Raw genomic sequence first — 13,131 nt, 5'->3', positions numbered from 1 at the left:
CGTGACCGGTCTCTTCCCTTGGCATGCTGCGATCGATGGAAAGACTCGATCGCAGCATGCCCGCGGTCCAGAGACCGGCGCGACCTCGCACATAGTCGTGCGGGCGGCGACCTCATGCATCAGCAGCGGCGGGCGATCACCCGCATGTTGTGCGGGTTGAGCTCGTTGGCCTTGACCATCTCGGTGGCGACCTCGGTGACGAAGTCATCGGCGTCGCCACCGAGCTTTTTCGCCTGCTCGGCCAGGCCGGCGGCCTTCATGATCTGGCCGAGCGCCACGGGATCGGCCACGAACTGGGCGTCGAGCTCGGTCGGCGGCAGCTCGATGGCGAGGCCGGCGGCGGTCAGCCGGGCCACGACCTCGTCGGCCGGGTGCTGGAACATGGCGAACGGGGTGTCGGCCAGCCGGTCCCGCCAGCGGGGCCGGTTCATCACCGCTTCCAGCATGATCACCGGATCCGGTTGGTTGCGAGGATTGGCTCGACTCCACTGCACCACCAGCGCCCCGCCGGGCGCGACGGCGGCGGCCATCTCCGTCAACGCGTGGTCGATGTCGTCGAGCCAGTGCAAGACCCACGAGCAGTGCACGATGTCGAACGCCCCCGGCGCCAACTGGAGGTTCCGGGCGTCACGGACCTCGACCGTGACCGGCAGCCCGGCGCACAGCTCCCGTGTCGCCTCGACCATCGCCGGCGAGAAGTCGCTGGCCGTCACGGCATATCCCCGCGAGGCCATCTCCCGGGTGATCTCCCCGCTGCCGCAGCCCACGTCGGCCAACCGGCCACTGTGCAGCCCGGCCAGCTCCAACGCCTCGATGGCGGTGCGGAACTGCCGGCCGTTGGCCCGCCGATAGTGCTCGGGAGTCCAGGTCCCCGGGTCCGTCACGCCTCGATCACACCACGGATCACCACCGGGTGGCGGTGAAATCGACCGGTCGAGGTTCCAGCAGTGCCGTCCGGGCGGTCAGATCAGCCATCCGCGAAGCCATCTCGTCGGCCGGCAAGCGTTTGCGGTCGCCGTGTCCGGGCAGCACGTACTCGAACCGGATGAGCGGGGCGGTCCGGGCCAGGGACTCGGCCAGGACCCGGATGTCGTACCAGGTCACGTTCTCGGCGACCTCGAGGTCACCGGTGGTGCGGGACCAGTAGAACGAGTCGCCGGTGAAGCAGTACTTGTCGTCGGCCAGGAACAGCACGCTGCCACGGGTGTGCCCGGGGAACGGATGCACGACGACACCGGGCACGACCTCGACCGGGTCCAGCCCGCGCACGACCACGTCGGCGTCCGGCGCGGCGTCCAGGTCGCCCTCGTGGATCCACAGCTTGGCACCGAAACGGTCGGCGTACTCGCGGCCGTGGGCGACGTGATCGCGATGGGTCAGCAGAACGTGGGTGATCGGACCAAGCCGCTCGTAGCGGTCGGCCAGCTCGGCGCTCCAGCGCGGCGTGTCGATCATCAGGTTGCCGCCGGGGCGGCGCAGCAGATAGGAGTTCGCCGCGGCGGTCATCCGCGAGTTGTGTCCACAGTGGAACAGATCGTCGTCCAGCGCCAACGGGAACGGGTCGAGATCGGGGTCCAACCGGGAATCGGTGAGCCGGATGGAGCGGGTCGGGCAGGCGTAGGCGGCGGTGTGCATCAGCTGCCGCTCGGCCTCGGTCTCGGGCTGCCGGATCACCGCGGACCGCCCGTCCACCTGGGCGATCAGCTCGGGCGCGAACTGTCGGGCCACATCGCAGTCCGTGCAGCGGTCGTCGACGTACCAACCAGTCATGTTTCCCCCAAAGAAGTCGGTAATCCAGGAGTACCAGGTATTTCCGGGGAAAAGAAAGCGTTGACTTGTCGCGACACCCCTGCTCTACAAGATCCTCCCGTTGTGCTGCAAGGGAAAGGCCGGCCCCGACGAATCGGGGCCGGCCTCTGACACACTGGGACTCAGCCCGCCCAGACGTCCTCCACGTACCGGTCCTCGGCGATCAGGCCGTCCAACCAGACCTGGTCGTCGCCCGAGCCGTGGCCGCGGTGGATGGACTTGAACGCCTCACGAACGGCCGGCGCCATGCCCTTGCCGTCGCCGCAGATGTAGACCCGGCCACCGGCCTCCATCGCCGCCCAGATCTCGTCACCGTCGACGGCGATCCGGTCCTGCACGTACTTCACGCCGTCGACCTCGGCCCGGGAGAAGGCCGGGCGCATGGAGATCACACCGGCCTGCTCGGCCGCCTCGAGCTCGGACCGGTGCAGGTAGTCGACATCGGGGTGCCGAATGCCGAAGTAGCAGAGCCCGGGACCCAGTGCCTTGCCGGCGGCCTGCTCCGCGGCCCGGTCGCCGATGAAGCCACGGAACGGGGCCAGCCCGGTGCCGGCGCTGACGTAGATCACCGGAACGGACAGGTCGGCCGGCGCCTGGAACGCCTCACGGGCCTTGTCCACGCGGGCCCGCAGCTGCTCACCGGCGGCCAGCCGGGACAGGAAGTACGAGGAAACCCCGTGGAACTCGCCGGATCCGGTGCGCGACGGCCCGGAAACGACGCCGACGATCAGCTCGATCTCACCCGGCGTGAGCAGCGCCGAGGACGAGATCGAGTAGTGCCGGGCCTGGATCGGCGACAGCATCTCCAGGAAGTCGGCCGGCGCCAGCTGGCACGCCGGGTTCTGCTCCAGCAGCTCCAGCAGGCTCAGCTCGGTCTCGGTCAGCGCCTCCAGCGCCGCCTTCTCCGGCGGGCACGGGTTGCCTTCGGCCAGCACCTTGATCTGCGCCGGCGTCGCCGGGTTCTGCAACTCGACGAAGTGCGTCAGCAGCTGGCGGATCGTCACGGGGCGGTCGACGGGAATGGCCCGCCGGGTCTTCTGCCGAGGGTTGATCGCCACGACCAGGTCGAGGTCGAGCCCGAACCGGGCGGCGACCCGGTCGACCAGGTCGGACGGGTTGTCCGGCACGACGGTCAGGTGATCGCCCGTCCGGTACGTGACGCCCTCGGGGAGCTGGATCCGCAGGTGCCGCTTGGACCGCCCGAGCGGGCTGTCCACGTCGACGAGCTCGTCGTTGGCCAGCACGGTCATCGGCACGACCTCGTACCGGGCGTCCAGCGCGGCGGTCACCGGGCCGGTGATCACCCGCACGTCGTACAAGCGGTCGGAGCTGTCCTCAGCGACCGGCGCGGCATCCGGATCCCCGTACCGGGTAAGGAGTTCCGTCCACAGCAGGTCGCTCCACGACTCGATGTCGCCGGTCAGGTCGCCGGAGGCGTCGGCCTCACAGCGGTCGACCAGCCGCACCCCGCCCAGCTCGGCCAGCCGGGCGTCCAGCCGGGTCGGCACGTGCTGGTAGGTCGCGGCCCAGTTCCGGTCGCCGACGCCCAGCACGGCGAACGACACACCGGACAGGTCGTCGGACGTGGAATCCAGCCACGCCACGAACTTCGCGGCGTCATCGGTCGGCTTTCCGTTGTACGAGGCGGCAACCACCACCACCGGGCCGTCCGACGGCAGCTTGCCGGTGAACTCGTCCAGCGGCGCGGCCACGGCGGTGAAGCCGCGGTCCTCGCCCTCGTCGGCCAGCTGGCGGGCCATCGCCCGGCAGGTGCCGAGGTTGGAGCCGTGCAGCACGGTCAGCGTGGTGCCCTGCTTGGCCCGCCCGGCCGCCTTGGTCGTCTCCTCGAAACCGCCGCGGCAAGCGGCTTCACCCGCTCGGTGCGGCGAGCCAGGTCCAGCCGGAACCCGGTCGGCTTGAGGGTCAGCGTCTCCTTGATCTTGAGCTGGTAGTCGAAGGTGTCCAGCAGCCGGTACCGGTGGATGATCATCCCCAGCAGCAGCGTGGCCTCGTGCAGCGCGAACTGCCGGCCGATGCAGGCCCGCTCGCCGGTGCCGAACGGCTTGAACGCGTGCACCGGACGGGCCTTCTCCCGCTCCGGGTCGAACCGGCCGGGGTCGAACGCCTCCACGTTGTCGCCCCACACCTTGTCCCGGTGCAGCATCGGGGCCAGCACGACCACCCACTGCCCCTTCTTGATCGAGTGCCCGCCGATGGTGGTGTCGACGATCGCCTCACGGGAGAACGCGGCCGCGGTCGGCCACAGGCGCAGCGCCTCGTTGAGCACCTGCCGCACGTAGCGGAGCTTGCCGACCTCCTCGTACGTCGGCTGCGGGTTCTCCTGGTCGCCCCACAGCGCGTCCACCTCGGCCTGCGCCTTGGCCAGCACGGTCGGGTTCTTGAGCAGGTAGTACAGCGCGAACGACAGCGCGCCGGAGGTGGTCTCGTGGCCGGCGATCAGGAAGGTGATCACCTGGTTGCGGATGTTGGTGTCGTCCAGCACGGTGCCGTCGACCGGGTGCGGCGCGTTGAGCATCAGGCCCAGCATGTCGTCGGTCGACGTGTCGCCGGACTCCTTGCGCTCCCTGATCACGTCGTCGACCACGCCGGCCAGGAACGAGGCGTCCTTGGCGAACTGCTCGTCGGCCCCCTTGTTCAGGATCGGGCCGATCCACGGCAGCTCACGGGCCTTGGCCTGGGCGTGGGCCAGGCCGCGGACCAGGGCCTGCACGAACGGGTGCGGGTCGGGGCGCTGGAACGACTCGAAGTCGAAGGCGAAGCCGGTCAGGCCGATGGTGTCCAGGGTCAGCCGGGTCATGTCGTCGGCCACCTCGACCGGGCGGCGGTCCACGTGCTCGTCCCAGGACGCGACCAGCCGGTTGGCCACCTCCAGCATGGCCGGGTGGTAGCCGCGCATGGACTGCAGCGAGAAGGCCGGCAGCAGGATGTCGTGGGCCTTCTGCCAGTTGGGCTCTTCGTTGAACGCGGTGAACAGGCCGTCGCCGGCGATGGCGCGGATGCGGGCCAGCGAGGGCGCGACGTGCTTGGCGAACCGGTCCTCGTCGGCCACCTCGGCCACCAGGTCGGCGCCGGACACGAAGACCACGTCGTTGCCGAAGAACTGGCGGGCGAAGATCGGGCCGAGCTCACGGGCCTGCCGCATGGCGTCCTGCACCGGGGTGGCCGGTGAGGTGCCGACCACGTCGCCGACCAAGGGAATGCGGTTGGCCGGGTGCGGGAGTCCCGTGGTGTCCATCGAGGTTGTCATTGCTCTTCCCCAGGTCGATGCGTTCTTGATCGCTCCATCCCAGCCTGGCAGCGGGCAAGGGCGTTGGCCATGAGAAGGACTACAAGAACCTGTAGTTTCGGCCTGTGAGGGAAACGACGCCCGAACTGCGCGCGGAGCAGCAGCGCACCGGCATGTGGCGCAACCGCTTCCTCGCGCTGCTCGACCGCACCCCGGTGCCCACCGCGATCTGCCAGCTCGACGGCACGATCGCCGTGGCCAATCCGGCCTTCGCGGAGGCGCTGTCGACGCGGCCGTCCCAGTTGCGCGACCGGCACGTGCTGGAGTTCTTCCAGGCCAAGGTGCGCCGCGACTACGAGAAGCTGGTCGCCGGACTCCGACACGGCGGCCGGGCCCGGCTGGTCATCGCCGTGCAGTTCGCCGGCGCGGCCGGCGAGCTCACCGTGCAGGCAGTGTCCGACGACGACGGCTCGGGCCTGCTGATCACGCTGCGGATCACGCCGGTGCCGGTGGACGTGCAGCTGTCCGACCGGGAGAGCGAGATCCTGCGGCTGATCGCCGGCGGCGCGACCTCCGCGGCGGTGGCGGCCGAGCTCGGCATCACCGGCGACGGCGTGAACTACCACCTGACCCGGCTGTCCGACCGCTTCGGCGTGCCGAACCGGACCGCGCTGGTGGCCCGGGCCTATTCACTAGGGCTGCTTGACCCGGCGGCATGGCCCCCTCGCTGACCCCTGGCTGAGGATGTCACCGGAATGTCGGTACCGTCGAATACACCAGTCGACTACGCTTTTCGGACTAGCCGGCCAGGAACGTGCCGACGCGCATCGTGCGCGAGCCTGGCCGGCTTTCCTATACCCGCTGCTCGGCGACCCGGCGCAGGTTGTCCAGCGTGCGCTCGATATTGCGGCGGTTGTGCTCCGACCGGTCCCACACGCCCGTGGCCAGCGGCGCGATCACGTAGCGGAAGAAGGCGTTGCGCCGGTCGTAGGTCGTCTCGGTGACCTGGCAGCCGTCGTCACCCGGCTCGATCACGTACTCCCACTCGGCCACGTCCGTGCCCAGACTGCGGACCAGGTACCGGAACCGGCGGCCCGGCTCGGCGCTGACCACCTCGGACGTGGTCGCCCAGCGGAACGGGCCGTTGCGGTTGCTGCCGCGGAAGACCGCGCCCACCTCGGGGCCGGTGGCCGGGTGCACCCATTGCGAGCGGGTGCACTCCTCGGTGAACCGGTGCTGCCCGGTCACGTCGCTGACCAGGTCGTACACCACCTCGGCGGGCGCGTCGACATGCACGGAGACTCTGACGGGATCCTCTGTCACACCGTCCACAACGACGCTGCCGGGCCGGGGTTTCGCCGGCCGTCACCCGTTCCGGTGACGGCTTTTGTCACATGCGCGTCATACTTGCCTCCCTGCGACACCTCCGGACCGCATGTGACGCCTGGGGGCAAGTCCGGACCGCATGTGCAAAAACCCGTGCGGGGGTCGCCATGGGTGCATGGAAGTGCGAGGCTGCCGATCAAGGGCGACGACGCCGGAAGGGGTAGCCGATGCCGTACGAGGTCAACGGAGTGGTGGCGACCGGGAAGGGCGCCCCGGTGAGCGTCCAGCGGATCGTCGTGCCGGATCCGGGACCGGGTGAGGTCGTGGTGCGGGTGCAGGCCTGCGGCGTCTGCCACACCGACCTGCACTACCGCGAGGGCGGCATCAACGACGAGTTCCCGTTCCTGCTCGGCCACGAGGCGTCCGGCATCGTCGAAGTGGTCGGCGCGGGCGTGACGAATGTGGCGCCGGGCGACTTCGTGATCCTGAACTGGCGCGCGGTGTGCGGCGACTGCCGGGCCTGCCGTCGCGGCCGGCCCTGGTACTGCTTCAACACGTTCAACGCCAGCCAGCCGATGACGCTGACCAGCGGCCAGCCGCTGAGCAACGCCCTGGGCATCGGCGCGTTCGTGGAGAAGACGCTGGTGCACGCCGGCCAGTGCACGCCGGTGGACCGCCGGGTCAGCCCGGACGTGGCCGGTCTGCTGGGCTGTGGCGTGATGGCCGGTCTGGGCGCGGCGATCAACACCGGCGGCGTGTCCCGCGGCGACACGGTCGCGGTGATCGGCTGCGGCGGCGTGGGTAGCGCGGCGGTGGCCGGGGCTCGGCTGGCCGGTGCGGCGAAGATCATCGCCGTGGACGTGGACCAGCGGAAACTGGACTGGGCCAAGGACTTCGGCGCGACCGACACGGTCAACGCCCGCGAGACCGACGTGGTCGAGGCGATCCAGGCGCTGACCGACACCTTCGGCGCCGACGTGGTGATCGACGCCGTCGGCCGGCCGGAGACGTGGAAGCAGGCGTTCTACGGCCGGGACCTGGCCGGCACGGTGGTGCTGGTCGGCGTGCCGACCCCGGACATGACGCTGGACATGCCGCTGATCGACTTCTTCTCCCGTGGCGGCTCGCTCAAGTCGTCCTGGTACGGCGACTGCCTGCCTTCGCGCGACTTCCCCACGCTGATCGATCTGCACCTCCAGGGCCGCCTGCCGTTGGAGAAATTCGTCACAGAGCGGATCGGACTTGGCGACGTAGAGCAGTCGTTCGAGCGCATGGGCCGCGGCGACGTGCTGCGCAGCGTGGTCGTGTTCGACTAATACTGGTCAGGTGCGACTTCCGTTCGGCGACGAGGAGTACCCCGCAGCGCCCTACCCGGGCGCCCGGCCGGACGTGTCGTTCGCCCACCTGAACGGGGTCGGCGCGCCGCTGCGCCCGGACCGGCAGAGCCCGTCCGGCTGGCGCGTCGACCACTCCGGTCAGGATCTCGACGAGTGGCTCGTCGAGCAGGACGCGGTGCCGATGAGCAAGCGCGTGCCGGTGCTGGCCTACGGCTCCAACGCCTGCCCGTCGAAGATCACCTGGCTGCGGGAGTCGCTCGGCCTGGCCGGGCCGGTGGTCGTGCTGCGGGCCCGCTGCGAGGGCCTGGCCGCGGTGTGGGCCGCCGGCCTGCGGGTCGTCGACGACCAGCGGCCGGCCACATTGATGGCCGACAAGGACGTGGTCGAGGAGCACGCCGTCTGGATGGCCGATCCGGAGCAGGTGCGGGTCCTGGACGTCTGCGAGGGCCGCGGCCGGCGGTACCGGTTGGCCCGGGTGCGCAGCGGCCGGGTGGTGCTGGACGACGGCGCGGTGGTCGACCGGGTGCTGGCGTACACCGCCGCTGACCGGGTACGACGGCCGATCCTGGTGCGCGGCAAGCCCGTGCGCTGCGCCGACATGGATCAGGCGGACGCGCAGGGCTTGGTCGGCAAGCGGGCCGGCAGCGACGGTCTCAAGGCGTCCACTGTGGACGGTGAGCCGAATCCGGACTCGTGGCCCAAACGGGTCTTCGTCTACGGCACCTTGCAGCCCGGGCACGAGGCCTGGCACCTGCTGGAGCCGATGGTCACCGGCCGGCCGCGCAAGGTGTCGATCCGGGGTTCGCTCTACGACACCGGAATGGGCTATCCGGCCCTGCAACTTGACGGCACGGACACCATTCCCGGCTGGGTCGTGCCGATCCGCTCGCCGCGCCGCACGCTGTCCACTTTGGACAAATACGAGGGGCCCGACTACCGGCGGATACGTCTCGTGCTGCCGGACGGCGTGGTGTGCTGGACCTACGTGTGGACCGAGCCGACACAGGGCATGGACCTGCTTCCGCAAGGGTGGCGTAGGTCAGCTTGATCAACTGAGGCAACCTCCGCCGCGAACCGAGCGTCTCGCATGCGGAGGTGGTTCAACCATGTTCATCAACCGCGTATTGGTCGCCGCCGGTGTGCTCGCCGCCGTCGGCGCCGTGGTCGCGCCGGTTGCCTCGGCGAGCCCGGCCAGCACCCGCTGCAACAACACCACGTTATCGGCCGCCCTGCAGAATCCGGACGCCGGCGCGGGCCAGCGCTACGCCCAGTTCGTCGTCACCAACACCAGCCGCGGCACCTGCACGCTCTACGGCCACGGCGGATTCGCCCTGGTCGGCGCGCCGACCAACCTGACGTGGACGGCCAACCCGGGCTCCAGCCTGGTGACGCTGGCCCCCGGTGAGAAGGCGGCCATGACCCTGCACTGGGCGGCTGTCCCGGCCGACGACGAGCCCGGCTGGCCGTGCGAGCCGGTGGCGACCTCGGCGATCTCCATCCCGCCGGACGAGACCGTGCCGCTGGCCGTGAGCTGGTCCTACGGTCCCGTCTGCCAGCACGGCCAGATGGACGCCAGCGCTTACTACAAGCTGTGAGATGTGCTGAAGTGGACGGGTGATCCCACCGATCGAATGGACCCTGTCCGGGCAGGCCACTCCGCTGGCCGCCCGCACCTGGCCCAACCCTGACGCCCGCTGGCTCGCCGTTCTCGTGCACGGGTACGGCGAGCACCTCGGCCGGTACCAGCACGTGGCCGACGCGCTGGCCGGCATGGGGGCCATGGTGGTCGGCGCCGACCACACCGGCCACGGCCGGTCCGGCGGCGAACGGGCGCTGATCGGCGACTTCGAGGCGGTGGTGTCCGATGTGGACGCCGTCGTGACCGCGGCCCTCGACGGGCACCCCGATCTGCCGGTGGTGCTCGTCGGGCACTCGATGGGCGGCGCGATCGCCGTCCGCTACGCGCAGCGTTTTCCCGACCGGATCGCGGCGATGGTGCTGTCGGCGCCGGTGCTCGGCGTCTGGCCGGTGCTGGATCTGTTGGAGTACGACGAAATCCCGGACACCCCGGTCGACCCGTCGACGCTGTCCCGCGATTCCTCGGTCGGCGCCGCCTACGCGGCCGATCCGCTGGTCTGGCACGGCCCGTACAAGCGGGCCACGCTGGCCGCGCTGGACCAGCTGCTCCAGACGATCAGCTTCGACCAGCCGCTCGGCGACGACCTGCCGGTGCTGTGGCTGCACGGCGACGCCGACGAGCTGGTCGACCAGGCCGACACCCGGGCCGGCACGGATCGGGTGCGCGGGCTCGGTTTCGAGGAGCACACCTATTCCGGGGCCCGGCACGAGCTGTTCAACGAGATCAACCGGGACGAGGTGTTCGCCGACATCGCGGCCTTCACAGCCCGGGCGGTCAAGGGCTAGCGTCAGCGCTCGTGCAGCTGACGATCTCCACGTCCGACGGTCCCATCAACGGTTATCTGGCGGTGCCCTCGGCCGAGGTGTCCGGCGAAGGTCCGTGGCCCGGTGTCGTGATCGTGCACGACATCATGGGGCTCGGCGACGACGTGCGGCAGATCGCCGGCCGCTTCGCCAGCGCCGGGTATGTCGCGATCGTCCCGAACATGTACGCCCGTGGCGGCGCGGTCCGCTGCGTGCGCGGCATCTTCAAGGCGCTCGGCGAGGGCCGTGGCCAGGGCTTCGACGACATCGAGGCGGCGCGCAGGCTGATCGCCGACCGGGACGACTGCACCGGCAAGATCGGCATCGTCGGCTTCTGCATGGGCGGCGGCTTCGCGCTGTTGGCCGCCCCGCGCGGCTTCCAGGCCTCGGCCCCGTATTACGGCATGCTGCCCAAGGATCTGGCCATGCTCGACGGATCCTGCCCGGTGGTGGCCAGCTTCGGCCGCAAGGACGCCGGCCTCAAGGGCGCGGCGGCCAAGCTGGAGGCGGCGCTGACCGAGCGGGACGTGCCGCACGACGTCAAGGAGTACCCGGAGGCCGGCCACAGCTTCGCCAACCGCATCTCGCCGGCCGCGCTGCTGAAGGTCCTCGGTTTCGGCTACCACCACGAGTCGTCAGAGGATGCTTGGCGCCGGGTCCTTGCGTTCTTCCGGCAGCACCTCGGGGTTGACGCCTTCGTCGGCGGCAGCGCGATGTTGCGCACGCCCGAGGCCAGCTCGTGCAGACCGAGGTGTTTGGCGTGCAGCCTGGCGAACAGCCCGAAGCCGACCGGCAGGGCCACGCTGACCAGCACCGCGAACACCGCGAAGGCCACCTCGCCGGGCCGGTCCTCGACGATGCCGACCAGCGTCGACAGGTTGAAGTCGGCCATCACCTCGACCAGCCGCGTCGCCGACACCACCAGGAAGATCGCGCCGAGCAGGGTGACCAGCGACAGCGGCACGAAAGCGATGGCCAGCAACACTTCCCGGATGATCAGCCGCCACGCCGGCGGCCGGTTGCCGTCCTTGTCGACCAGGCGCAGCCGCAGCACGTGCTTGCCGACCGTCGCCCCGGTCACCCACGGCATCAGCACGAACCAGAGCACGAACACGAACAGCGCCACCAGGAACGCGCCGAACGCCGACTGGCCGCCCAGGAAGTACCAGACGGCTTCCAGGAAGGGCAGGCAGAACATGAAGCCGACGGCGTCCAGCAGCAGCGCGATCAGCCGCCGGCCGAACGGCACCGGAACCCGTTCCAGCGCCCGCACGTCGATGCTGTCCAGGGTGGGCAACCAGCGGGTGATCGGGCCGGCCAGCGCCCAGCCCAGCATGCAGCCCAGCGAGTTGACGATGATGTCGTCCACGTCGAACAGCCGGTACGGGCACGGGTAGATACCCCACAGGCCGGTCAGCTGGGTGAACTCGAAGAAGCAGGCCACGGCCAGGCCGATGGCCGCGCTGGTCCAGCGGCCGCGGCGGAAGTGGTAGCGCAGGTACATGCCCAGCGGCAGCAGCAGGGCCAGGTTGAACGCCGTCTCCCAGACCGCCGGATTGTGAATGATCAACGCGTTCAGCGACAGGGAGCCCTTGGCCTCCTTCCAGATGTCGTTGAACGTGTTGCCCGGCACCAGCTGCGGGTGGCCGAAGTCGGCGTAGACCTTGCACACGTCGATCTGGCGGCTCGGCAGCGGCACGATGACCAGGCAGAACGCGGCCAGGCAGTAGTAGAGGAAGCTGGCGAACGACAGGCCGCGCCACCGGCTCAGCACCCCGTGCCGGCGGTACAGCACGATCGCCGTCGGCACGAACAGCACCATCGCGAGCAGCGGAAACAGCAGGGCCGCGGTCCGGATCGGCAGCAGGTAGGCGTTCACCACCCGCCGAACTATACACACGGTGAATAGCGGTCGGAAAAGTGCGTCGGCCTCAAGTTGACCCTGACGAGTGACAGTAGCGGTCCCACCCGCCCCACGGGCCGCGAAGGGCAGTCCCGTACCCGGACAGCTGCCCGCGAAACCACCACAAGGACCGGCGCGCCGACTGCGCACCGCAATCGCGGCCATGATCCATCCGAAGTGGCGCCACACATGTGGGTGACCCTCGTGTTTCCCGTCGGCCCTGCCGGAAATCCCTTGGCCCGTCAGGGGGAATCGACCAGGAAAGGGGCGCAGGCCATGACCAGCTTCGCCAATCCGCGCGATCTGATCGGCACCGAGGTTCTCGACCGCGACGGCGAACGGGTCGGCAAGGTCGGCAACGTCTACGTCGGCGACGACGACCGGCAGCCGCAGTGGGTGACCGTCCGAACCGGACTGTTCGGCCAGAAGGAGAGCTTCGTTCCGTTGCAGGGAGCCAGGATGGCCGACGGCGGCCTGCGCGTGCAGACCACCAAGGATGCCGTCAAGGACGCCCCGCGGATCGAGGCCGACGGCCACCTGTCCGACACCGAGGGACGACGGCTGTACGAGCACTACAGCCTGCCCGGCCAGCGCGGCCGGACCACGCCGAACGCCACCGAGGACAAGGGCATGGTCCGCTCCGAGGAGCAGCTGCGGGTCGGCACCGAGCAGTCCGAGACCGGCCGGGTGCGGCTGCACAAGTACGTCGTCACCGAGGAGCAGCAGGTGACCGTGCCGGTGCGGCACGAGGAGGTCCGGATCGAGCGGGAGCCGGTGCGCGGCGACGAGCGGGCCCGCATCGGCGAGGACGACCAGGAGGTCGTGCTGCACGCCGAGCGCCCGGTCGTGGAGACCGAGGCGGTGCCGGTGGAGAAGGTGCGCCTGAGCAAGGAGACCGTGACCGAGCAGCGCACGGTCCGCGGCAAGGTGCGCAAGGAACGCGTCGAGGTCGACGACTCCGCCGAACACGAGAAGTAACCGGAGCCGGCGCCGGTCCGTCCCCTCAGCCGGGCCGGCGCCGCCCCCTGCTGCCCCGGTTGGCGCAGGCGCGCGGCGGCCACCTGCCG

Annotated in this window: 12 protein-coding genes and 1 pseudogene; 7 read left to right on the top strand and 6 right to left on the bottom strand. The window is 70.1% G+C overall.

Annotated elements, in window-relative coordinates:
• Positions 1 to 119: 119 nt before the first annotated feature.
• The 4 genes from M3Q35_RS37885 to M3Q35_RS37870 all read right to left on the bottom strand — a co-directional run bounded on the left by M3Q35_RS37885 (position 120) and on the right by M3Q35_RS37870 (position 5,077).
• Positions 120 to 884, bottom strand: a complete 765-nt coding sequence (locus tag M3Q35_RS37885; protein WP_273937369.1) for a class I SAM-dependent methyltransferase — start codon at positions 882 to 884, stop codon at positions 120 to 122.
• A 19-nt stretch (positions 885 to 903) separates the two neighbouring features.
• Positions 904 to 1,770: a 4Fe-4S domain-containing protein gene (locus M3Q35_RS37880; RefSeq protein WP_273937368.1), complete on the bottom strand. Its 867-nt coding sequence runs from the start codon at positions 1,768 to 1,770 to the stop codon at positions 904 to 906.
• A 161-nt stretch (positions 1,771 to 1,931) separates the two neighbouring features.
• On the bottom strand, positions 1,932 to 3,605 hold the full coding sequence (locus M3Q35_RS37875; protein ID WP_273937367.1) for a diflavin oxidoreductase: 1,674 nt from the start codon (positions 3,603 to 3,605) through the stop codon (positions 1,932 to 1,934).
• Between the two features lie 2 nt (positions 3,606 to 3,607).
• Positions 3,608 to 5,077 (bottom strand): cytochrome P450, encoded by a 1,470-nt coding sequence (locus M3Q35_RS37870; protein WP_273937365.1) that lies wholly within the window; start codon positions 5,075 to 5,077, stop codon positions 3,608 to 3,610.
• A gap of 104 nt (positions 5,078 to 5,181) precedes the next feature.
• Between M3Q35_RS37870 and M3Q35_RS37865 the strand changes: the two genes are divergently transcribed.
• Positions 5,182 to 5,787, top strand: a complete 606-nt coding sequence (locus M3Q35_RS37865) for a helix-turn-helix transcriptional regulator (RefSeq protein WP_273937363.1) — start codon at positions 5,182 to 5,184, stop codon at positions 5,785 to 5,787.
• 121 nt (positions 5,788 to 5,908) lie between these two features.
• On the opposite strand, the gene M3Q35_RS37860 is transcribed toward M3Q35_RS37865, so the two are convergent.
• On the bottom strand, positions 5,909 to 6,379 hold the full coding sequence (locus M3Q35_RS37860; protein ID WP_273937361.1) for an SRPBCC family protein: 471 nt from the start codon (positions 6,377 to 6,379) through the stop codon (positions 5,909 to 5,911).
• Between the two features lie 230 nt (positions 6,380 to 6,609).
• On the opposite strand from M3Q35_RS37860, the gene M3Q35_RS37855 reads away from it, so the two are divergent.
• From M3Q35_RS37855 to M3Q35_RS37835, 5 genes and pseudogenes are all read left to right on the top strand, one after another.
• On the top strand, positions 6,610 to 7,698 hold the full coding sequence (locus M3Q35_RS37855; protein ID WP_273937360.1) for an S-(hydroxymethyl)mycothiol dehydrogenase: 1,089 nt from the start codon (positions 6,610 to 6,612) through the stop codon (positions 7,696 to 7,698).
• A gap of 10 nt (positions 7,699 to 7,708) precedes the next feature.
• Positions 7,709 to 8,767 (top strand): gamma-glutamylcyclotransferase family protein, encoded by a 1,059-nt coding sequence (locus M3Q35_RS37850; protein ID WP_273937359.1) that lies wholly within the window; start codon positions 7,709 to 7,711, stop codon positions 8,765 to 8,767.
• 58 nt (positions 8,768 to 8,825) lie between these two features.
• Positions 8,826 to 9,314: a DUF4232 domain-containing protein gene (locus M3Q35_RS37845; protein WP_273937358.1), complete on the top strand. Its 489-nt coding sequence runs from the start codon at positions 8,826 to 8,828 to the stop codon at positions 9,312 to 9,314.
• A gap of 19 nt (positions 9,315 to 9,333) precedes the next feature.
• Positions 9,334 to 10,143, top strand: a complete 810-nt coding sequence (locus M3Q35_RS37840; RefSeq protein ID WP_273937357.1) for an alpha/beta hydrolase — start codon at positions 9,334 to 9,336, stop codon at positions 10,141 to 10,143.
• Positions 10,144 to 10,154: 11 nt separating this feature from the next.
• Positions 10,155 to 10,844 (top strand): annotated as a pseudogene (locus M3Q35_RS37835) (dienelactone hydrolase family protein); the annotation flags it as partial.
• On the opposite strand, the gene M3Q35_RS37830 reads toward M3Q35_RS37835, so the two are convergent.
• A complete protein-coding gene (locus tag M3Q35_RS37830; protein ID WP_273944626.1) occupies positions 10,781 to 11,983 on the bottom strand; it encodes a VanZ family protein in 1,203 nt (400 codons plus the stop codon). The pseudogene M3Q35_RS37835 and the gene M3Q35_RS37830 overlap by 64 nt on opposite strands.
• Positions 11,984 to 12,340: 357 nt before the next feature.
• Here M3Q35_RS37830 and M3Q35_RS37825 point away from each other — a divergent pair, with 357 nt between their 5' ends.
• On the top strand, positions 12,341 to 13,042 hold the full coding sequence (locus tag M3Q35_RS37825) for a PRC and DUF2382 domain-containing protein (protein WP_273937356.1): 702 nt from the start codon (positions 12,341 to 12,343) through the stop codon (positions 13,040 to 13,042).
• The last annotated feature ends 89 nt before the right edge of the window (positions 13,043 to 13,131 follow it).

The organism is Kutzneria chonburiensis (assembly GCF_028622115.1).
In the GTDB taxonomy this organism is placed as follows: Bacteria; Actinomycetota; Actinomycetes; order Mycobacteriales; family Pseudonocardiaceae; genus Kutzneria; species Kutzneria chonburiensis.
This window is presented reverse-complemented; position numbering and strand designations above follow the sequence as displayed.